Genomic DNA, 17,967 nt, shown 5'->3' on the forward strand with positions numbered 1-17,967 from the left:
ACCTGTCACGGTGTGTCCTTTTTGTTATAGTTCAGTTCTTTGCCGGAATCACAAAGCTCTTATTTTCCGCCGGGTCCCAGTAGAGCAATTCCACCCTGCCGCCCTGTGCCAGCAGTTTTTCCTTCGGCTCCTGCTTTTGCCAGCAGCGTTCCAGCAGCTTTTCCATGTCGGCATCGGCAGACACCTTCTCCGGGCAGAGGGTACTGCCCTGCCACTTGCCGTCTGTGTACAGGCTCAGCACACCGGCATTGCCCGCCAGAATCGCGGCAACGTCCTTCTTCATGCGGTCGTAGTCATACTCCACCGTCTTGTACTGCCCATGCCACAGGCCGAAGAAGAGCGAGAACTCGCCGCCCAGTTCAATGAGCAGATTCTCTTCGTTGTGCGGATTCTTGACCACAAAGGCCACATCTTCGTTTTCCATGTAGTCGAAGTCCGGCTCCTCATTCGTGTGCACGGTCACATGCTGGCTGCTCAGCGCCGCAAGCAGGTCCTCCTGCACGGCACTGGTATCCGGGATCTCATCATAATTGATATTTGCGTTCATGGGTAGATGCTCCTTTTCTCTGTGCTATTTGTGCTGTTATTTTTCACCAGACCGCACAGGCCTACTTATTTTCCTTCATATTGCCGGATCATTTTTATACGCTGTGTAACAGAATACATAAAACGGCTCACCCTACTTCACATTAGATCAATGCTTTTTGACTCTAACCATCGAACACACAACCTCGACACGATCCGGATTGTCCAAACTCAATTCAAGGTCATGGTCAATGATGGGCAGCTTGAACCGGACAGACTTCAGCCACTGTCCGTTAGGCTGGCGTTCCGGGTAGATCTGCACCTCATCGATCAAAATCTCCACCAGCCTGCGGCGTTCCGCCTCGGTCATGGTGGCATAAAGCTTGTCGAAGCAAATCAGGATCTTATAGATGTTGTCACCTGTGATTTTGTCGGCTTCAATGGTCTGCTTCTTTGCCCGGGCATCCATCAGTCCATTTTCCGCCTCTTCGATTTTATCGTACATCTTATAAAGGCGGTCGTCAAGGTCGGATTTTCGGGCGATAAAGTGCCGGTCGTCCGGGTCAAGGCTGTCGATCTCCTCCATAAGCCGGGATTTTGTGGAGTAGTGCTGCCGCAGCTGCTTCTCATAGGCGGCGATCTCCTGCTCAATGGCAGTGGTATCTACCTTCATGTGTAGACCTTGGTCTTTTCTGCTGCCATTTCCAGCACCTCCCATTCGTACCGTCTTGTTCGGAATAGACTTTGCAAGCAAAGTCGTGTGCCAAAGGGCGCTGCTCTCGCCTGGCGACCCGCGCCCCTTTGGATTCTCCGTTCACATTGTCCTACGGACGATGTGATTTTATTGTTGTAGCGATTCGCTTCATCCCGGTTTCGTCCCGGTTTGCAGAATGCCCTTGCAATCCGAAAGGAGCCGTGCTATAATGCCGCTGTAATTGAATCAGAAATCTTCAGGGCAGGGTGCGATTCCCTACCGGTGGTACAGCCCACGAGCCGTAAGGCATGATTCGGTGAAACTCCGAAGCCGACAGTACAGTCTGGATGAAAGAAGATACCAAGCGCAGAGCCCGCACGGTTCTGCGCTTGTGGAGGCTGCTCTGGGATGCGTTTGCATTCTGGAGCTTTCTTTTTTGCACAAGGGTCCCTTGTGTCTTTTCGGCTTGCCCTGAACGTTTTTGTTCAGGGCTTTTTCTTTTGGAGGCGACACGATGAACGACAAAGACTATATGCGTCTGGCTTTGCAGCTTGCAAAAAGGGGCTGCGGATGGACATCTCCCAACCCGATGGTGGGTGCCGTGGTCGCAAAAGAGGGCAGGATCATCGGACAGGGCTGGCACCAGAGATACGGTCAGGCTCATGCGGAGCGCAATGCGCTGGCATCCTGCACCGAAGATCCGCAGGGAGCGACCCTGTATGTGACATTGGAGCCGTGCTGCCATTACGGAAAGCAGCCGCCCTGCGTGGATGCGATTCTGGACGCGGGCATTCACCGGGTGGTCGTGGGTTCTGCTGACCCGAATCCGCTGGTGGCTGGAAAGGGAATTGCAATCCTGCGCGCACACGGCATAGATGTGACCGAAAATGTTCTGCAAGAGGAATGCGATGCGCTGAACAAGGTGTTCTTCCACTATATCACCACAAAACGCCCCTTCGTTTCCATGAAATACGCCATGACGATGGACGGAAAAATCGCCACATACACAGGCGCTTCCAAATGGATCACCGGGGAAATTGCCCGGAATCATGTTCAACGGCAGCGACACCGATTCCGCGGCATTATGGTGGGAGTCGGAACCATCCTAGCAGATGACCCGCTGCTGACCTGCCGGATAGAGGGTGGCCGTGATCCCGTCCGGATCATCTGTGATACACATTTGCGGACACCGCTGCAATCACAGGTGGTCATGACCGCCAAACAGGTTCCGACCATTCTTGCGACCTGCTGCGGCGACCCGGAGAAGCAGGCGGCATATCAACAGGCCGGGTGCCGGGTCCTTTGTCTGGAAGCGCATTGCGGTCATGTGAATCTTCTGCAACTGATGGAACAGCTGGGGCAGGAGCAGATCGACAGCATTCTGCTGGAAGGCGGCGGAACCTTGAACTGGTCTGCACTGGAAAGCGGCATCGTGCAGCAGGTACAGGCTTACATTGCCCCGAAGCTGTTCGGAGGAAGGGATGCCAAAGCACCCATTGAGGGTGCAGGTGTCCCGCTTCCGGATGCTGCATTCCGCCTGAAGAACAGCCGATTGGAACAGCTTGGCGAAGATTTCCTGATCGAAAGTGAGGTGGAGTACCCGTGTTTACCGGAATCGTGGAAGAAGTCGGAACAATAAAATCCATCAATCGGGGACAGCATTCCGCCGTACTGACTGTTTGTGCAAAAACGGTTCTGGAAGGAACCAGGATCGGCGACAGCATCGCCGTCAACGGCATCTGTCTGACCGTCAGGCAGCTCTTCCCGGATAGCTTTGCTGCGGATGTCATGCACGAGACCTTGAACCGCTCTGCACTTGCACAGCTCACCGTTGGAAGTGCTGTCAATCTGGAACGTGCCATGCCGGCCAACGGACGTTTTGGCGGACACATCGTAGCAGGCCATGTGGATGGCGTCGGACGCATTGCTAATATCCGAAAAGACGATACGGCCATCTGGTACACCATTCATGCAGATTCTGCGATCCTTCGCTATGTTGTTGAAAAAGGCTCTATCACAATAGACGGTATCAGCCTGACCGTGGCTGCGGTGGAACCTACGGGCTTTTCCGTGTCCACGATACCGCACACCGTCCGTCAGACGAACCTGAACCAACGGCACAAAGGGGATTTTGTCAATCTGGAAACCGATGTTGTTGGAAAATATATCGAGAGGCTGCTTCCATCAGAAACACCGAAGCAAAACACGCTCACAAAAGAAATGCTGCTGCGCTGCGGCTTTTAAGGAGAGTTTACGATGAACTTCAATACCATTCCCGAAGCTTTGCAAGACCTGAAGCAAGGAAAAATCATTCTGGTAACGGATGACCCCGACCGTGAAAACGAGGGGGACTTCATCTGTGCTGCCGAATTTGCCACCACCGAAAACATCAACTTTATGGCGACCCACGGCAAAGGTCTGATCTGTATGCCGATGTCCGAGGCTTTTGTCCAGAAGCTGCAATTTCCGCAAATGGTGCAGTATAACACCGACAACCATGAAACGGCATTTACGGTGTCCATCGACCACGTTTCTACTTCTACGGGCATTTCTGCCGCAGAGCGTTCCATTACGGCGATGGCTTGTGTGGACGATCACGCAAAAGCAGAAGATTTCCGCAGACCGGGCCATATGTTCCCCCTTCTGGCAAAAAAGAACGGTGTGTTGGAGCGCAACGGTCACACGGAAGCAACCGTTGACCTGTGCCGTCTGGCAGGGCTGAAAGAATGCGGCCTGTGCTGCGAGATCATGCGGGAGGATGGCACGATGATGCGCACCGCTGAACTGGCAAAGCTGGCAGAGCGTTTCCAGATCAAATTCATCACCATCCGTGATTTACAGGAGTACCGCAAGTGTCACGATAAACTGGTCGATCAGGTGACGGCAGTGAACCTGCCCACCAAGTATGGCACCTTCAGAGCTTATGGTTTTGTGAGCCGCCTGAACGGAGAGCATCACATTGCACTGGTAAAAGGTGACATTGGCAATGGAAAGGATATTCTGTGCCGCGTCCACTCGGAATGCCTGACAGGAGATACATTTGGCTCTTTGCGTTGTGACTGCGGCCAGCAGCTGGCCGCTGCCATGACGCAGATCGAAAAAGAAGGCCGGGGTATCCTGCTCTATATGCGGCAGGAAGGCCGGGGCATCGGTCTGATCAACAAACTGCGTGCCTATGAACTTCAGGAGCAGGGCATGGATACGCTGGAAGCCAATCTCGCTCTGGGGTTCCATGGAGATGAACGGGAGTATTATCTCGGCGCGCAGATCCTCCGGGAACTTGGCGTAAAAAGTCTGCGCCTGCTTACCAATAACCCGGACAAAGTATATCAGCTCTCCGAGTTTGGGCTGGAGATCTCCGAGCGCGTACCCATTCAGATGACGGCGACCCCGTATGACCTGTTTTACCTGAAAACGAAGCAGGCACGGATGGGACATCTTCTGGAATATTAACAACGAAAGAGGTATTTAAAAATGAAAACATTTGAAGGCAAGCTGGTTTCTCAGAATATCAAGGTCGGTATCGTAGCTGCCCGATTCAACGAATTTATCACGTCCAAACTTCTGAGCGGAGCAATGGATGGTCTGCTCCGGCACGATGTGCAGGACGCTGATATTCATGTTGCATGGGTTCCGGGTGCTTTTGAGATCCCACTGGTCGCCTCTAAAATGGCAAAAAGCGGAAAGTATGATGCTGTGATCTGCCTTGGTGCCGTGATTCGCGGTTCTACCAGCCATTACGACTATGTGTGCAATGAGGTTTCCAAAGGCATTGCCACGGTCTCGCTGGAAAGCGGGGTTCCCGTCCTCTTTGGTGTTCTGACCACCGAAAACATCGAACAGGCCATCGAGCGGGCAGGCACCAAAGCAGGTAATAAAGGCTATGACTGTGCAGTCAGTGCCATCGAGATGGTAAACCTGCTCCGGGAAATGGATACCGCCGCAGAGTAAAATACACGCAGGAGTTTGCCATGATCGTTATAAAGACCCGACAGCCTGACCCGGAATTAGAGCAGAAGATCCGGATGCTTCTGGAACGAGAGCACATCGAGGCAGAGCAAATATCCATTGATTCATGGGAGAAGTTGGTTCTTCCGGGGCTTACACTGGACGGAATGACCCACGAAGTGTCGTGCAACGGCAGAAAAGTCTCCCTTACACGACTGGAGTTCGATTTGCTGCTGATGCTTGCCTCCCACGAAGGACAAATCTTCTCAAAAGAAGAGCTTTTCCGTGCTGTGTGGGGACAAAACTGTGACGACACCTTAAAGGTCGTGGCAAATACCGTTTCCAATCTGCGAAAGAAGCTGGCCGGCTGCGGTAGCTTTATCCGCACTACCCACGGCGGCTATGCTTTTGTAAGCCAAAAGGAGAACGACCCGGCATGACCAGGATCTTATTTATTTGTCTCGGAAATATCTGCCGAAGCCCGATGGCGGAGTATGTGATGAAAGACCTTACGTCCAAGGCAGGACTATCCGAGCAATTTGAAATCGCATCAGCCGCCACCAGTGCATGGGAAATCGGAAATCCGGTCTATCCTCCTGCACGGCAGAAGCTGGCAGAACATGGCATCGACTGCAACGGCAAGACCGCCCAGCAGATGACCCGGCTGGATTATGCACGGTATGATCATCTGATTGGCATGGACGAAAGTAATCTGTGCGACATCCTGCGGCTTGTCGGCGGAGACCCACAGCATAAAGTCTCGCTGCTGATGGCGCATACGGATCATCCCCGTGAAGTGGCAGACCCATGGTTCACGGGAGATTTTGAAGCCACATGGCAGGATATACTGGAAGGATGCACGGCATTGCTTGAGGAACTGCGATCATAACAGATTATCATAAAAACGGACGGATGTCTGCCAGTTGACAGACATCCGTCTATTTTTTTATTTCAAATCATCTTAAAATACTTCAGCGCCTCCCGGATGGCTCTTTCCTTCTCCGCCGGGCACTTGAGCCGCTTGGGGTTCTCAGCCTTAGGCTTGTTGTAGTTCTGCCGCTCCTTGATGCCGCACTTGCGCTTGACCTGTGCAATATAGAGGTCGCTCACGTTCAGACCGGTGTGCCCCTTGACGTACTCCCGGATCTCTTCATAGGTAGCCTTGGTCTCCGTAGCAGTCACGTCCAACTCATCCATCTTCAGGTCTACCGTGATCTTCTGGTAGACATCTAGTTTGGACAATGCGCATACCGTCTCGATATGCTCACTGTGGGGAAACATATCCACCGGCGTGCTGCTCTCCACTTTGTATCCCTTCCGGGTCAGCAGCTCCAGATCCCGGGCCAGCGTGACCGGGTTGCAGCTGACGTACACCACACGCTTCGGGGCCATGCGGGCCACGCTTTCGATAAACTGCGGTGTAGAGCCCTCCCGCGGCGGGTCCATAAAGATCACGTCTGCCCGCTCGCCTGCGGCGGCAGCCTCGCCGATCCACTGGGTGGCATCGGCGGCAAAGAAGCGGGCGTTCTTCACACCGTTGTGCTTTGCATTGCCAATGGCGTCGTGCACGGCGTCGCGGTTCAGCTCCACACCCACCACCTGCTTTGCGTGGTCGGCGGCGGTCAGGCCGATGGTTCCGATGCCGCAGTAGGCATCCAGCACTACCTCTTTTCCGGTCAGCTTTGCGGCGTCCACCGCAAGGCCGTACAGCACTTCGGTCTGGGCGTGGTTGATCTGATAAAAGCTGCGTGGGCTGATGGCATAGGTCTTGCCGCAGAGGGTATCCAGAATGAAGCCCTTGCCGTACAGCACCTTTTCCGCTTCACCCAGCACTACGCTGGTCCTGCGGCTGTTCACATTCTGCACGATGGTGGTGATGGTCACGCCCTGCCTTCCGGCTTCGGTCAGCAGTGCTTTGACAAAGTTTTTGGCTCCTGGCAGCACCGGCTGGGCCGTTACCAGCACCACCATCACCTGCCCGGTCATGACGCCCCGCCGCAGCAGGCAGTGACGCAGAAGGCCGGTGCCCTTATCCTCATTGAAAGGCTGGTAATGGCAGACGCCCGCCGCTGCGCGCACAGCCAGCATGGTCTTGTCCAGCACTTCGTCCTGCAAAAGGCAGCTTTCCACCGGCAGCACCTTATGGCTGTTTGCCGCGTAAATGCCGGAAGTAAGTTTTCCACCCCAGCCGGTGGTAAAGGTGGATATCACCTTGTTCCGATAGTGGTACGGCGTTTCCATGCCCCGGATGTGCTCCACCGGGCCGAATCTGCCCAGCAGCTTTTTCACGGTCTCTTCTTTCTGCTTCAGCTGTGTGGCGTAGTCCATGCCCAGCATCGGGCAGCCGCCGCAGTTCTTGGCACGCAGTTTGCAATCCATCTTCCGCTCTCCTTTTTACCCATAAGGGTCATACAGATCATATTCTTCCGCTTCCAGATGCTTTTCCTCCAGCACCTTCATGGCCTGTTCCAGCTCGCTCTGGCCGCAGCCGCTCTCACTCACCAGCGCGTGCACCGCCGCCGCAAGGTCGCCGCCAAAGAGGGTATCCAGCCGTTCGCGCATGCTCCACACATGATAGGCGCGCCGGGTGATGGCCGGGGTATAGGTGTTGTGGTTGCCGTCCTTGCCGCTTTTCACCCAGCCCTTTTCTTCCAGCCGGTAAAGAAAGTTGAGCACGGTCGCCGGGGCCCAGCCCTTTGCGTGCAGCTTTTCGTCGATGTCCCGCCGGGTCGCGGGCGCACGGCAGGCCCACACCGCCAGCATCACCTGCTCCTCTGCCGCCGAAAGCGGCTTTACACTGTCCGGGATGCCATACATCCTGCTGTTCTCCCTCCTTTCCGCATCTTTTTTGCTTTTACATTTGTCTTTGTTTCTTTATTATACCTGTTTTCCCATAAAAGTGCAAGAGCCGGAAATGCCGATGAAATCAGGCTTTTCCGGCTATATTTTACACTTGTCTTTGTTTTTGTCTTTCTGTTAAGGACATTTGTGTGCTTTGTGCCTGCGCAGGGGCTTTTGCGCCGTATCTTTGTGCAAAGATGCTCTTGTTTTCGCCCCCGCAAAACCGGTATACTACGGCTACAGCAATCAACAGAACGCACCGCAGAAAACCGCGGTGCTGTGCGATACAGGAAAGGGAGAGTTCATTATGGCACGAGTTTACAACTTCAGCGCAGGCCCCAGCATGCTGCCCGAGAAGGTGCTCAAGCAGGCACAGGCAGAGCTGCTCGAGTACGGCGACAGCGGTCAGAGCGTGATGGAGATGAGCCACCGCAGCAAGTGGTTCGATGCCATCATCAAGGACACCGAGGCCACCCTGCGCCGGGTAATGAACATTCCCGACAACTACAAGGTCGGTTTCTTTCAGGGCGGTGCCACCCAGCAGTTTGCCATGGTCCCGCTGAATTTCATGACCACCGGCAAGGCAGATTACCTTGTCACCGGCAACTTCTCGAACCTTGCCGCCAAGGAAGCCGCCAAGTTCGGCGAGGTGAACATCGTTGCTTCCAGCAAGGACAAGAACTTCACCTACATCCCGGACGTGAACGCCATCAACTATGATAAGGATGCCAGCTACATCCACATCTGCCAGAACAACACCATTTTCGGCACCCAGTTCGTGGAGGTGCCGCAGGTGGAGGGTGTGCCTCTGGTGGCAGACATGAGCTCCATGATCCTCTCCAAGCCGGTGGACGTGACCAAGTACGGCTGCATCTACTTCGGCGTGCAGAAGAATGTAGCCCCCGCCGGTATGGCCATTGCCATCGTCCGCGATGACCTGCTGGGCCATGCCGCCGACAATGTGCCCACCATGATGAACTACACCACCCTGCTGGGCAAGGACAGCATGTACAACACGCCCCCTTGCTGGTGCATCTATATGACCGGTCTGGTGCTCAAGTATCTGGAAAACGACATCGGCGGTCTTGCCAACATGCAGAAGATCAACGAAGCCAAGGCCAAGGTGCTGTACGACTATCTGGATGGTCAGGACTTCTTCACGAATCCTGTGGAGCACCGCTACCGCAGCACCATGAACGTCACCTTCACCAGCCCCAATGCAGATCTGGACAAGAAGTTCTGCGCCGAAGCTGCAGAAGCAGGCTTCGTGAACCTGAAGGGTCACCGTCTGGTAGGCGGCATGCGCGCTTCCATCTACAACGCCATGCCTGCCGAGGGCGTGGATAAGCTGGTGGACTTCATGGAGAAGTTCCGCAAGGAAAACGCATAAAACCCTCTCAGCCTCACTTCGTTTGGCAGATTCCCCCTTTTGTCGCTGCGCGACATCTTCCCCCGGCCGGGGGAAGTCTTTCCTCTCAGGGGGAGCTTTTTATCAGAAGGACAACTTGATCGAACCCGCTTTCTAAGCTCGCCCTTTGGGAGAGCTGGCACGGTGCAAGCCGTGACTGAGAAGGTTCTCGTATAACAGAAGGGAAATCTGGACTATGTACACCATCAAAACTTTGAACGCCATCAGCCCGGTGGGTCTGGCAAAGCTGAACAACAAGCAGTTTGACGTGGCTGTGGACACCGATGCCCCGGACGGCATCCTCGTCCGCAGCGCCGACATGCTGAATACCGCCTTCAACGACAATCTGCTGGCCATCGCCCGCGCCGGTGCCGGCGTGAACAACATCCCGCTGGAGCGCTGCAGCGAGCAGGGCATCGTGGTGTTCAACACCCCCGGTGCCAACGCCAACGCTGTGGCCGAGCTGGTGATCGGTATGCTGATCGCCGGCAGCCGCAATGTGGCTGCTGCTGCCCAGTGGTGTCAGGGCCTGACCGGCGACCCCGCCATGGCAAAGACCGTGGAAAAGGGCAAGAAGCAGTTTGTGGGCAACGAGATCAAGGGCAAGACGCTGGGTGTCATCGGTCTGGGTGCCATCGGCTCCCGCGTGGCCAACTGTGCCATTGAGCTGGGCATGGAGGTCTACGGCTACGACCCCTACATCTCCATTGACGCCGCATGGAACCTGAGCAGTCAGGTACACCACTGCGTCAACCTGAACGACATGCTGCCGCTGTGCGACTACATCACCATCCATGTGCCCTACCTGCCCACCACCAAGGACACCATCAACACCCAGACCCTTGCCCTGTGCAAGGACGGCGTGAAGATCCTGAACTACGCCCGCGGCGAACTGGTCAACACCGAAGCCCTGCTGGAAGCCATGGAGACCGGCAAGGTGTCCGGCTACATGACCGACTTCCCGTCTGAGGCCATTCTGGGCAAGCCCGGCATCGTGTGCACCCCGCATCTGGGCGCTTCCACCCCGGAAGCCGAGGACAACTGCGCTGTCATGGCTGCAAAGGAGCTGAGCGACTACCTGAAGAACGGCAACATCATCCACTCGGTGAACATGCCGGAGGTCAACCAGCCCCGCGCCGGCGGCAAGCGCATCTGCATCATCCACAAAAACGAGCCCGGCATGATCAGCCAGATCACCGCCCTGACCACCGAAGCCGGCCTGAACATCGAAAACATGGTGAACAAGAGCAAGAAGAACATGGCCTACACCATGCTGGATGCCACCGGTGCTGTGGACAAGAAGCTGGCCGAAAAGCTGGCTGCCATCCCCGCTGTGATCCGGGTGCGCATCCTGTAAAGCAAAACGATTTTTATTTTAGCAACCCGGAAAAATCTGCGGATTTTTCCGGGTTGCTTTTTCACAGAGAAGGGCCGTGGCGGCAAACTGCATTTCCAAACCAGGACTTTTTACAAGCTGGAAATTCTTTCTCGTCCCATCTGCCGGTTAGTTTCCATTTACAAACTGTAGTTTGTCTCAAAAAACACGTTAGAGATAGCTTTTTCTAACTACACATCGTAAAAAGTTTACATGTATTAACATTCAAGAAAAAGCTTGAAAATGGTAAATTCTGTGCTACAATAGGCTCGACAGAAGGGAAATGTCCACCCTGTTCTCCGGCTTTTGGGCCGGTATATTCATCTTACAGGTCCTGCGGTGCAGGGCCTCTGACAGGAAATAGAAAAGGTAGGGAAGTTACTATGGATATCAAGAAGATCGCACTGTTCGCCGCCGGCACTCTGTTCGGTTCTGCCGGTTTCAAGCTGCTGTCCAGCAAGGACGCCAAGAAGGTCTACACCCAGACCACTGCTGCCGTGCTGCGCATGAAGGACTCCACCATGGAGACCGTCAGCAAGGTGCAGGAGCAGGCCGGTGACATTCTGGCCGATGCAAAAGCCATCAACGAGGCTCGTGCTGTTGAAGCCGAGGCTGCTGTGATCGAGGATGCCGCCGAGGAGACCACCGAAGAGACCGCTGAGTAATTTTCGGTTCGTAAAGCACTGAAAGCCCCAACGTGGCTTTCGAGCCGCCTTCGGGCGGCTCTTTTTTGTGAGAGTGGGGCCGCAGGCGTGCAGGGTATAGCAGCCTGACGCTGCGGCAAAAAGATAGAGAAGGATATTTGATATATGAAATGTACCATTCTGCATGAAGGCAAGGGCCGGATGCGCGTGCATGTGGAAAAAGTCCGCATGACCCTGCACCGTGCCGATGTGCTGGAAGCTTATCTGAACCACCATGACGCCATTGTCCATGCCGCCGTTTACGAGCGCACCGGCGATGTAGTCATTACCTATACCGGCAGACGTTCCGCTGCCATCGCTGTTCTGGCGGGCTACAAGTTCGATGTGGCCGAGTATGACGCTCTGGTCACCTCTACCGACAGCCGCAGGCTGAACCGGGAATATCAGGATAAAATGTTCGATCTGGTGGCAGGCCGCTGCCTGCGCAAGCTGTTCCTGCCCGCACCCCTTGACGCTGCCTACACCGCCTTCCGCTCCATCCGCTTCCTCTGGAAGGGTGTGCGCTGCGTGCTGAGCCGCAGGCTGGAAGTGGAGGTGCTGGACGCTTTGTCCATCGGCGTCTCGCTGCTGCGCGGCGACTTTGGCACTGCCGGTTCTGTCATGTTCCTGCTGAATCTGGGCTCTCTGCTGGAAGAGTGGACCCGCAAGAAGAGTCTGGACGATCTGGCCCGCAGCATGGCCCTGAACGTGGACAAGGTGTGGGTGCGCAGTCAGGGCACCGAAGTGCTGGTGCCTCTGACCAAAGTACGCTCTGGCGATGAGGTGGTCGTGCGCAGCGGCAACATGATCCCGCTGGACGGCACCGTGCTGGAAGGTGAAGCCATGGTGAATCAGGCTGCCCTGACCGGCGAAGCCATGCCGGTGCGCAAGGCAGAGGGCTCCACCCTCTATGCCGGCACCGTTGTGGAGGAGGGCGAGTGCGTCTTTATCGCCAAGGCTGAGGGCGGTTCCAACCGCTACGACAAGATCGTGGCCATGATCGAGGAATCCGAAAAGCTCAAGTCCAGCACCGAGAACCGTGCGCTGGTACTGGCCGACAAGCTGGTGCCCTGGTGTCTGGGCGCAACGGTGGTCACCTATCTGCTCACCCGCAACGCCACCCGCGCCATCTCCTGCCTGATGGTGGACTTCTCCTGCGCGCTCAAGCTCTCCATGCCGCTGGCCGTGCTTTCTGCCATGCGTGAGTGCGGCAGCTACCACATCACCGTCAAGGGCGGCAAGTATCTGGAAGCCCTGTCCAAGGCAGACACCATCGTGTTCGACAAGACCGGCACCCTCACCCGTGCCACCCCGCAGGTGGTGGAGGTCGTACCTTTTTCCGGCTGTAACGAGCGCGAAGTTCTGCAGCTGGCTGCCTGTCTGGAAGAGCACTTCCCCCATTCCATGGCCAACGCCGTGGTGCGTGCCGCCAAAGAGCGCGGCATTTCCCATGAGGAGATGCACTCCGAGGTGGAGTACATCGTGGCCCACGGCATTGCAAGCCGCGTAGGCGGCGAACGGGTGGTCATCGGTAGCCACCACTTCGTCTTTGAGGATGAAAAGTGCACCATCCCCTCAGCCGAGCAGCAGAAGTTCGATGCCCTCAAGCCCGCGTATTCGCACCTGTACATGGCTGCCAGCGGGCAGCTGGTGGGTGTCATCTGCATCTCCGACCCGCTGCGCCCGGAAGCCGCCGCTGTGCTGAACGGCCTGCGTGCGCTGGGCATCCGGAACACCGTCATGATGACCGGCGACAGCGAGCGCACCGCTGCCGCCATTGCAAAGCAGGTGGGCGTGGACCGCTTCTTTGCCGAGGTGCTGCCCGAGGATAAGGCCAACTTTGTCCAGCAGGCCAAGGCCGAGGGCCACACCGTGGTGATGATCGGTGACGGCATCAACGACTCGCCTGCCCTGTCTGCTGCCGATATCGGCATCGCCATCAACTCCGGCGCTGCCATCGCCCGCGAGATCGCCGATGTGACCATCAAGGCCGACAGTCTGGAGGAGCTGGTGGCGCTCAAGGCCATCGCCAACTCCCTGCAGAAGCGCGTGCACGCAAACTACCGCTTCGTGCTCACCTTCAACTCCGCCCTCATCGCGCTGGGTGCTCTGGGCATCCTGCAGCCGGCCTCCTCTGCCATGCTGCATAACCTGTCCACCATTGGCATCAGCCTGAAGAGCATGACCAACCTCCTGCCGGAGAACAGGGCCCCGCAGCTGAAAGCCTGAACCATTGCATAAAAACAACGCCGTGTCTTAACATTCGACACGGCGTTGTTTTTTGCGCTCTTATTCCAGCCCGATCTGCTGTGCGTACTCTTCCAGCAGCTCCCGCTCCAGGAACGGCGTCTTGACGCCCTCGCGGTCACGGTAGGTCTCATGGCCCTTGCCGATTACAGCGATCAGGTCGCCCTCCTGCGCGTGATCCACTGCGTAGTGCAGCGCATCCAGACGGTCGGGGATCTCCACGAACTTTGCGTCCGGGTTGCCCTTGTTCATGCCCACGCGGATATCGGCAAGGATGTCCTCCACCTTTTCAAAACGGTTGTTGTCCTCGGTGAGGATGGAGAAATCGGCCATTTTGGCGCAGATCTCGCCCATGCCGTAGCGGCGCAGCTTGGAGCGGTTGCCGCCGCAGCCGAACACCACCACCAGACGGTGGGGCTTGTAGGCCCGCAGAGTGGTGAGCAGGCTTTCTGTGGACACCTCGTTGTGGGCGTAATCCAGCAGGATGGTGAACTTTTTGCTGATGGGCACCAGCTCCACCCGGCCCTTGACCACGCATTTGCCAAGGCCGTCGTGGATCGCCTGATCCGGCAGGCCCAGCACCTTGCCCACCGCCAGAGCTGCCAGCGCGTTGTACACGCTGAACTCACCGGGCATATTCACCTTCACGTCCATCTCGTCCTTGCCGGTCACATGGAATTTAACGCCCAGAAAATCATGGGTGCGCAGCAGCTCATAGCCGGTCTCGCGGTAGTCGGCCTTTTCATCACGGCCATAGGTGACCAATTTGCAGGTATGGCCTTCCAGCAGGGCTTCGGTGTTCTCATCGTCAATGTTCACCACGCCCACGTCGCAGCGCTTGAACAGCTGGCCCTTCCAGCTGCGGTACTCCTCAAAGGTCTTGTGCTCACCGGGGCCGATGTGATCCGGCGAAAGGTTGGTGAACACACCCACGTCGTAGTGCACGCCCGCCACGCGATCCATCATCAGGCCCTGACTGGACACCTCCATCAGCGCAGTATCACAGCCTGCATCCAGAAACTCCCTAAAGGTCTTCTGCAGCTCGTAGCTTTCGGGGGTGGTGTTGGCCGTCTCCTTGTGGCAGCCCATGTAGTAGATGCCATTGGTGCCGATCATGCCCACCTTGCGGCCCGCTGCTTCCAGCACGCTCTTGATCATGTGGGTGGTGGTGGTCTTGCCCTTGGTGCCGGTAACGCCGATCATGGTCATCTGGCGGGACGGGTTGCCGAAGAGGTTTGCACTCATCAGCGCCATGGCATAGCGGCTGCTCTCCACCCTGACCACGGTCACATCCGGCAGGGCGGAAAGGTCGATGTCGTGCTGGATGACCAGCGCGCTGACTCCCTTTGCGGCACAGTCGGCGGCAAACTCGTGGCTGTCGCGCTGGGTGCCCACGATGCACACAAATGCAAGCCCCGGGGCTGCCTTGCGGCTGTCATAGATGATATCCGAAATTTCCGTATTCAGGCTGCCCTGCACCAGAGTAAAGGGCACACCTTCCAGTAACTGTTCCAGTTTCATTGCTGCTCACTCCTCAAACGGTCGTATTCTTACATGGGGTCCTGGGTCTCGTTGGCGGTCATGCGGGCGGGGTCGGTCAGCGGCGTTTCCTCCGCTGCAGCCGTATCGCCCGCAGGCTGGGCTGCGGCATCCTCTGCGCCGTCTGCCGTGGTATCATCGGCAGACGGTTCCTCGGTCTGGGCCGGTTCCTCCGGTTCCGGCACCACATAGCCGGAGGGCAGGGTCGGCTCTCCCTGTGCAAAATAAATTTTGCGGGTGCTGCCTGCGCTCACATGGCTGAAATCCAGTCTGCCGGTGTCGGTAGGGGCACAGCCCTTACCGTCGGCATTGGTCAGCACATAGCGTGCGCGGTCCAGCTTATAATCCAGATCGTTCAGGGTGCCAAGCAGCACGCTGACCCGATCCTGATACAAAAATGCCACCTGATCGGTGTCCGCAAATTCCATGCGGGTCACATCATCCAGCAGTTCATATTCCTCCAGCTTTGCCTGCAGCGCCGTCAGGGTCTCCATCTTTTTGTCCGCTTCCTCCGGGCTGCTGGCCGCTGCGCTGTCCGACGCTGCCGTGCTGTCGGCGGCATCCTCTGCCGCAAAGCTCAGCTGCTCGCCGGGGGCAGTCGTTTTCGTCTCACCGCCGTACAGGGTCTTGAGTCCCTCCGGCTGGGCCGACCCGCAGGCCAGGATCTTGAACTGATCCGAGAGGGTCAGCCACCCGCTTTGGGTCTGCATGGCGTAGGCAGGCACTGCTTCCGTCACCTGCACCACCACCGTGTTGGGATAATCCCGCACCACCCTGATGGATTCCAGCAGAGGGAATTGGCGTTCCAGCGCCGCCTCCTTTTCGCCGGGGTCAAAGCTGAAGATATTTTCCTCCGGCGCTACACCCAGCGCCTGAATGATCTCGCTGCTGGAATAGCCGCCCGCTTCCTGCACCACGGTGCCATCCTCCGTCTGCACCTGAATGGTGCCGATCTTGAACAGCATGGTCATGGTCAGGTAAACGCCGGCGGCGATCACAGCCAGCAGGGTCACAAAGGCCATCAGACGCCGCATCATCCGCCGCCGTTTCAGCGCGGCGCGGGTCAGGCGGCGTTTCTTGCGTTTTTCCCGCCGCACCGGGTCCCGGACCTGCTGTTGCTGCGCCGGGCGCAGGCGCTGATTTTTGTAGCGCTGGCGGGAGGCTCTGTCTGCCGCCTGCCCGGTCTGCTGGCTCTGGGGCCTGCGCTGCTGGGGCCTGCGGGCTGTGCCGGAGCTGTTCCGGCCTGCAGACGCAGGGCGGGAACGCGGTGCGCTGCGGTTCTGGCCCTGACTGCGGGTGCGCGGGGCACTGCTCTGGGCTGTGCGGCGCGGCTGGGTGGGAAACTCGATGCTGTTGTCCGTCCGGGTCCGCCGGACGGCGCCGTTGGACGTCCGGTCCGGCGCAAAGCTCAGCGGCTCACCATTAAAGCCATAGCGGCTGTCGGTGCTGCCGGAGGTCTCCTTTTTCTGTGAAGGTGCCTGAGGACGCTGCAGATCCTTCCGCAGATCGTAGATATTGCCGTTGTTTCCACCGGATCGCTGCATGGCGTGCACCTCCTTTCCGTTTTTTTCCTCGTCAGTGCTTCTGCACCAGTTTCATCAGGGCAGCGGCAATGCGGTCCAGACTGTCGTCTACCGACAGGCTGCGGGCATTTCTGCCCATTTCGGCCAGCTTACCGGGCTGTGCCAGCAGATCAGCGACGGTGCCCACCAGCTTTTCGCCTGTCAGGTCTTTTTCCTCAATGACCACGGCGGCACCAGCCTTCTGCAGCTCCATCGCGTTGAAATACTGATGGTTCTCTGCCACATTGGGGCTGGGGATGAGCACGGCAGCGCGGCCCACGGCCTCCAGCTCGGCCAGCGTCAGCGCACCGGCACGGCTGATGACAAGGTCTGCCGCTGCCAGCAGCTCCGGCATGTTGTTGATGTATTCCTTCACCACAAGGCTGCTGCCCTCGGCAAAGTTCTTTTCCTTTTCCAGATCCTTGAACAGCTGTACGCCGTACTGACCGGTGGCATGCAGATGCAGCACCGGCTTGTGCTCCTGCTGCTCCCATGCGCACAGGTCGGCCACCACCTCATTGACGCGGCGTGCGCCCAGACTGCCGCCGAAGGAAAGCACCACGGTGCGGTCGCCTGCGCCAAGCTCGGCACGGATGGCGTCCCGCTCCTTTGCCTTTGTGAACACCTCCGGGCGCACCGGGTTGCCCACCACGATGGTCTTATCGGGTGCTCCCAGCTTTTCCACAGCGGCGGGCACAGCGGCGAACACGATGTCCACATCCGGTGCCAGCAGCTTATTGGTCACGCCCGGAAAGGCGTTCTGTTCATGGATAGCGGTATGGATGCCCATTTTGGCAGCACAGCGCACCACCGGGCCGGACACATAGCCGCCGCAGCCGATCACGAGATCGGGCCGGACTTCTTTCATGATCTTCTTTGCCTTGGGGCCGGAAAGGGCCAGATTCCACAGGGTGACGATGTTGCGCCTGATGTTGTTCAGCGACAGTCTGCGCTGGAAACCGGTGATCTCGATGTGGTGGAACGGATAGCCTGCCTGACCCACCAGACGGTACTCCATGCCCTCCCTGCGGCCGGCAAAGTGGATCTCGGCAGAAGGATCTGCCTTTTTGATGGCACCTGCAATGGCAAGTGCCGGGTTGATATGGCCGGCAGTGCCGCCGGCAGCGATAAGAACTCGCATACTG

Annotated in this window: 17 protein-coding genes and 1 riboswitch; of the genes, 10 read left to right on the forward strand and 7 right to left on the reverse strand. The window is 57.2% G+C overall.

The genetic code is table 11. The annotated features are described in order from the left end of the window. Positions 1-31: 31 nt before the first annotated feature. Both ACNSPV_RS00830 and ACNSPV_RS00835 read right to left on the reverse strand, forming a co-directional pair. Complete coding sequence (locus ACNSPV_RS00830; RefSeq protein ID WP_348584928.1) at positions 32-547, reverse strand: hypothetical protein; 516 nt, start codon at positions 545-547, stop codon at positions 32-34. A gap of 147 nt (positions 548-694) precedes the next feature. Then, positions 695-1,198, reverse strand: coding sequence for a resolvase (locus ACNSPV_RS00835; protein ID WP_348584927.1), 504 nt, complete (start codon positions 1,196-1,198; stop codon positions 695-697). A gap of 269 nt (positions 1,199-1,467) precedes the next feature. After that, a riboswitch (FMN riboswitch) is annotated at positions 1,468-1,582 on the forward strand. 151 nt (positions 1,583-1,733) lie between these two features. Here ACNSPV_RS00835 and ribD point away from each other — a divergent pair. From ribD to ACNSPV_RS00865, 6 genes are read left to right on the forward strand one after another with little or no spacing between them, the layout of a single operon-like run. Continuing rightward, entirely contained in the window at positions 1,734-2,858 is a 1,125-nt protein-coding gene (gene ribD / locus ACNSPV_RS00840; protein WP_348584926.1) for a bifunctional diaminohydroxyphosphoribosylaminopyrimidine deaminase/5-amino-6-(5-phosphoribosylamino)uracil reductase RibD, read from the forward strand. Beyond that, positions 2,822-3,463 carry a riboflavin synthase gene (locus ACNSPV_RS00845; protein WP_418268249.1) on the forward strand — a complete coding sequence of 214 codons (642 nt, stop codon included), beginning with the start codon at positions 2,822-2,824 and terminating at the stop codon, positions 3,461-3,463. The genes ribD and ACNSPV_RS00845 overlap by 37 nt, the downstream gene beginning before the upstream one ends. 12 nt (positions 3,464-3,475) lie before the next feature. Further along, on the forward strand, positions 3,476-4,672 hold the full coding sequence (locus ACNSPV_RS00850; RefSeq protein WP_348584924.1) for a bifunctional 3,4-dihydroxy-2-butanone-4-phosphate synthase/GTP cyclohydrolase II: 1,197 nt from the start codon (positions 3,476-3,478) through the stop codon (positions 4,670-4,672). 21 nt (positions 4,673-4,693) lie between these two features. Continuing rightward, positions 4,694-5,170, forward strand: coding sequence for a 6,7-dimethyl-8-ribityllumazine synthase (gene ribE, locus ACNSPV_RS00855; RefSeq protein WP_097781396.1), 477 nt, complete (start codon positions 4,694-4,696; stop codon positions 5,168-5,170). A 20-nt stretch (positions 5,171-5,190) separates the two neighbouring features. Beyond that, complete coding sequence (locus tag ACNSPV_RS00860; protein ID WP_005944121.1) at positions 5,191-5,607, forward strand: winged helix-turn-helix domain-containing protein; 417 nt, start codon at positions 5,191-5,193, stop codon at positions 5,605-5,607. Continuing rightward, a complete protein-coding gene (locus ACNSPV_RS00865) occupies positions 5,604-6,056 on the forward strand; it encodes a low molecular weight protein-tyrosine-phosphatase (RefSeq protein WP_348584923.1) in 453 nt (150 codons plus the stop codon). The genes ACNSPV_RS00860 and ACNSPV_RS00865 overlap by 4 nt, the downstream gene beginning before the upstream one ends. Positions 6,057-6,118: 62 nt before the next feature. On the opposite strand, the gene rlmD is transcribed toward ACNSPV_RS00865, so the two are convergent. Together rlmD and ACNSPV_RS00875 are read right to left on the reverse strand one after the other, a co-directional pair. After that, a complete protein-coding gene (gene rlmD, locus ACNSPV_RS00870; protein ID WP_348584922.1) occupies positions 6,119-7,546 on the reverse strand; it encodes a 23S rRNA (uracil(1939)-C(5))-methyltransferase RlmD in 1,428 nt (475 codons plus the stop codon). A gap of 15 nt (positions 7,547-7,561) precedes the next feature. Continuing rightward, on the reverse strand, positions 7,562-7,984 hold the full coding sequence (locus ACNSPV_RS00875; RefSeq protein WP_348584921.1) for a BlaI/MecI/CopY family transcriptional regulator: 423 nt from the start codon (positions 7,982-7,984) through the stop codon (positions 7,562-7,564). 331 nt (positions 7,985-8,315) lie between these two features. Here ACNSPV_RS00875 and serC point away from each other — a divergent pair, with 331 nt between their 5' ends. From serC to ACNSPV_RS00895, 4 genes are all read left to right on the forward strand, one after another. Further along, a complete protein-coding gene (gene serC, locus ACNSPV_RS00880; protein WP_207698925.1) occupies positions 8,316-9,398 on the forward strand; it encodes a 3-phosphoserine/phosphohydroxythreonine transaminase in 1,083 nt (360 codons plus the stop codon). 214 nt (positions 9,399-9,612) lie between these two features. Beyond that, positions 9,613-10,773, forward strand: coding sequence for a phosphoglycerate dehydrogenase (locus tag ACNSPV_RS00885; protein WP_249237371.1), 1,161 nt, complete (start codon positions 9,613-9,615; stop codon positions 10,771-10,773). A 401-nt stretch (positions 10,774-11,174) separates the two neighbouring features. Beyond that, positions 11,175-11,456 (forward strand): DUF6110 family protein, encoded by a 282-nt coding sequence (locus tag ACNSPV_RS00890; RefSeq protein WP_005944105.1) that lies wholly within the window; start codon positions 11,175-11,177, stop codon positions 11,454-11,456. Positions 11,457-11,600: 144 nt separating this feature from the next. After that, entirely contained in the window at positions 11,601-13,703 is a 2,103-nt protein-coding gene (locus tag ACNSPV_RS00895) for a heavy metal translocating P-type ATPase (RefSeq protein WP_348584920.1), read from the forward strand. Positions 13,704-13,763: 60 nt separating this feature from the next. On the opposite strand, the gene ACNSPV_RS00900 is transcribed toward ACNSPV_RS00895, so the two are convergent. The 3 genes from ACNSPV_RS00900 to murG are packed head-to-tail and all read right to left on the reverse strand — an operon-like array spanning position 13,764 to position 17,963. After that, positions 13,764-15,242, reverse strand: a complete 1,479-nt coding sequence (locus ACNSPV_RS00900; protein WP_249237374.1) for a UDP-N-acetylmuramoyl-L-alanyl-D-glutamate--2,6-diaminopimelate ligase — start codon at positions 15,240-15,242, stop codon at positions 13,764-13,766. A 29-nt stretch (positions 15,243-15,271) separates the two neighbouring features. Next, positions 15,272-16,804: a cell division protein FtsQ/DivIB gene (locus ACNSPV_RS00905; protein WP_348584919.1), complete on the reverse strand. Its 1,533-nt coding sequence runs from the start codon at positions 16,802-16,804 to the stop codon at positions 15,272-15,274. A 31-nt stretch (positions 16,805-16,835) separates the two neighbouring features. Beyond that, positions 16,836-17,963 carry an undecaprenyldiphospho-muramoylpentapeptide beta-N-acetylglucosaminyltransferase gene (gene murG, locus ACNSPV_RS00910; RefSeq protein ID WP_348584918.1) on the reverse strand — a complete coding sequence of 376 codons (1,128 nt, stop codon included), beginning with the start codon at positions 17,961-17,963 and terminating at the stop codon, positions 16,836-16,838. Positions 17,964-17,967 lie beyond the last annotated feature (4 nt).

The organism is Faecalibacterium sp. 3, assembly GCF_048323735.1.
Taxonomy (GTDB): domain Bacteria; phylum Bacillota; class Clostridia; order Oscillospirales; family Ruminococcaceae; genus Faecalibacterium; species Faecalibacterium wellingii.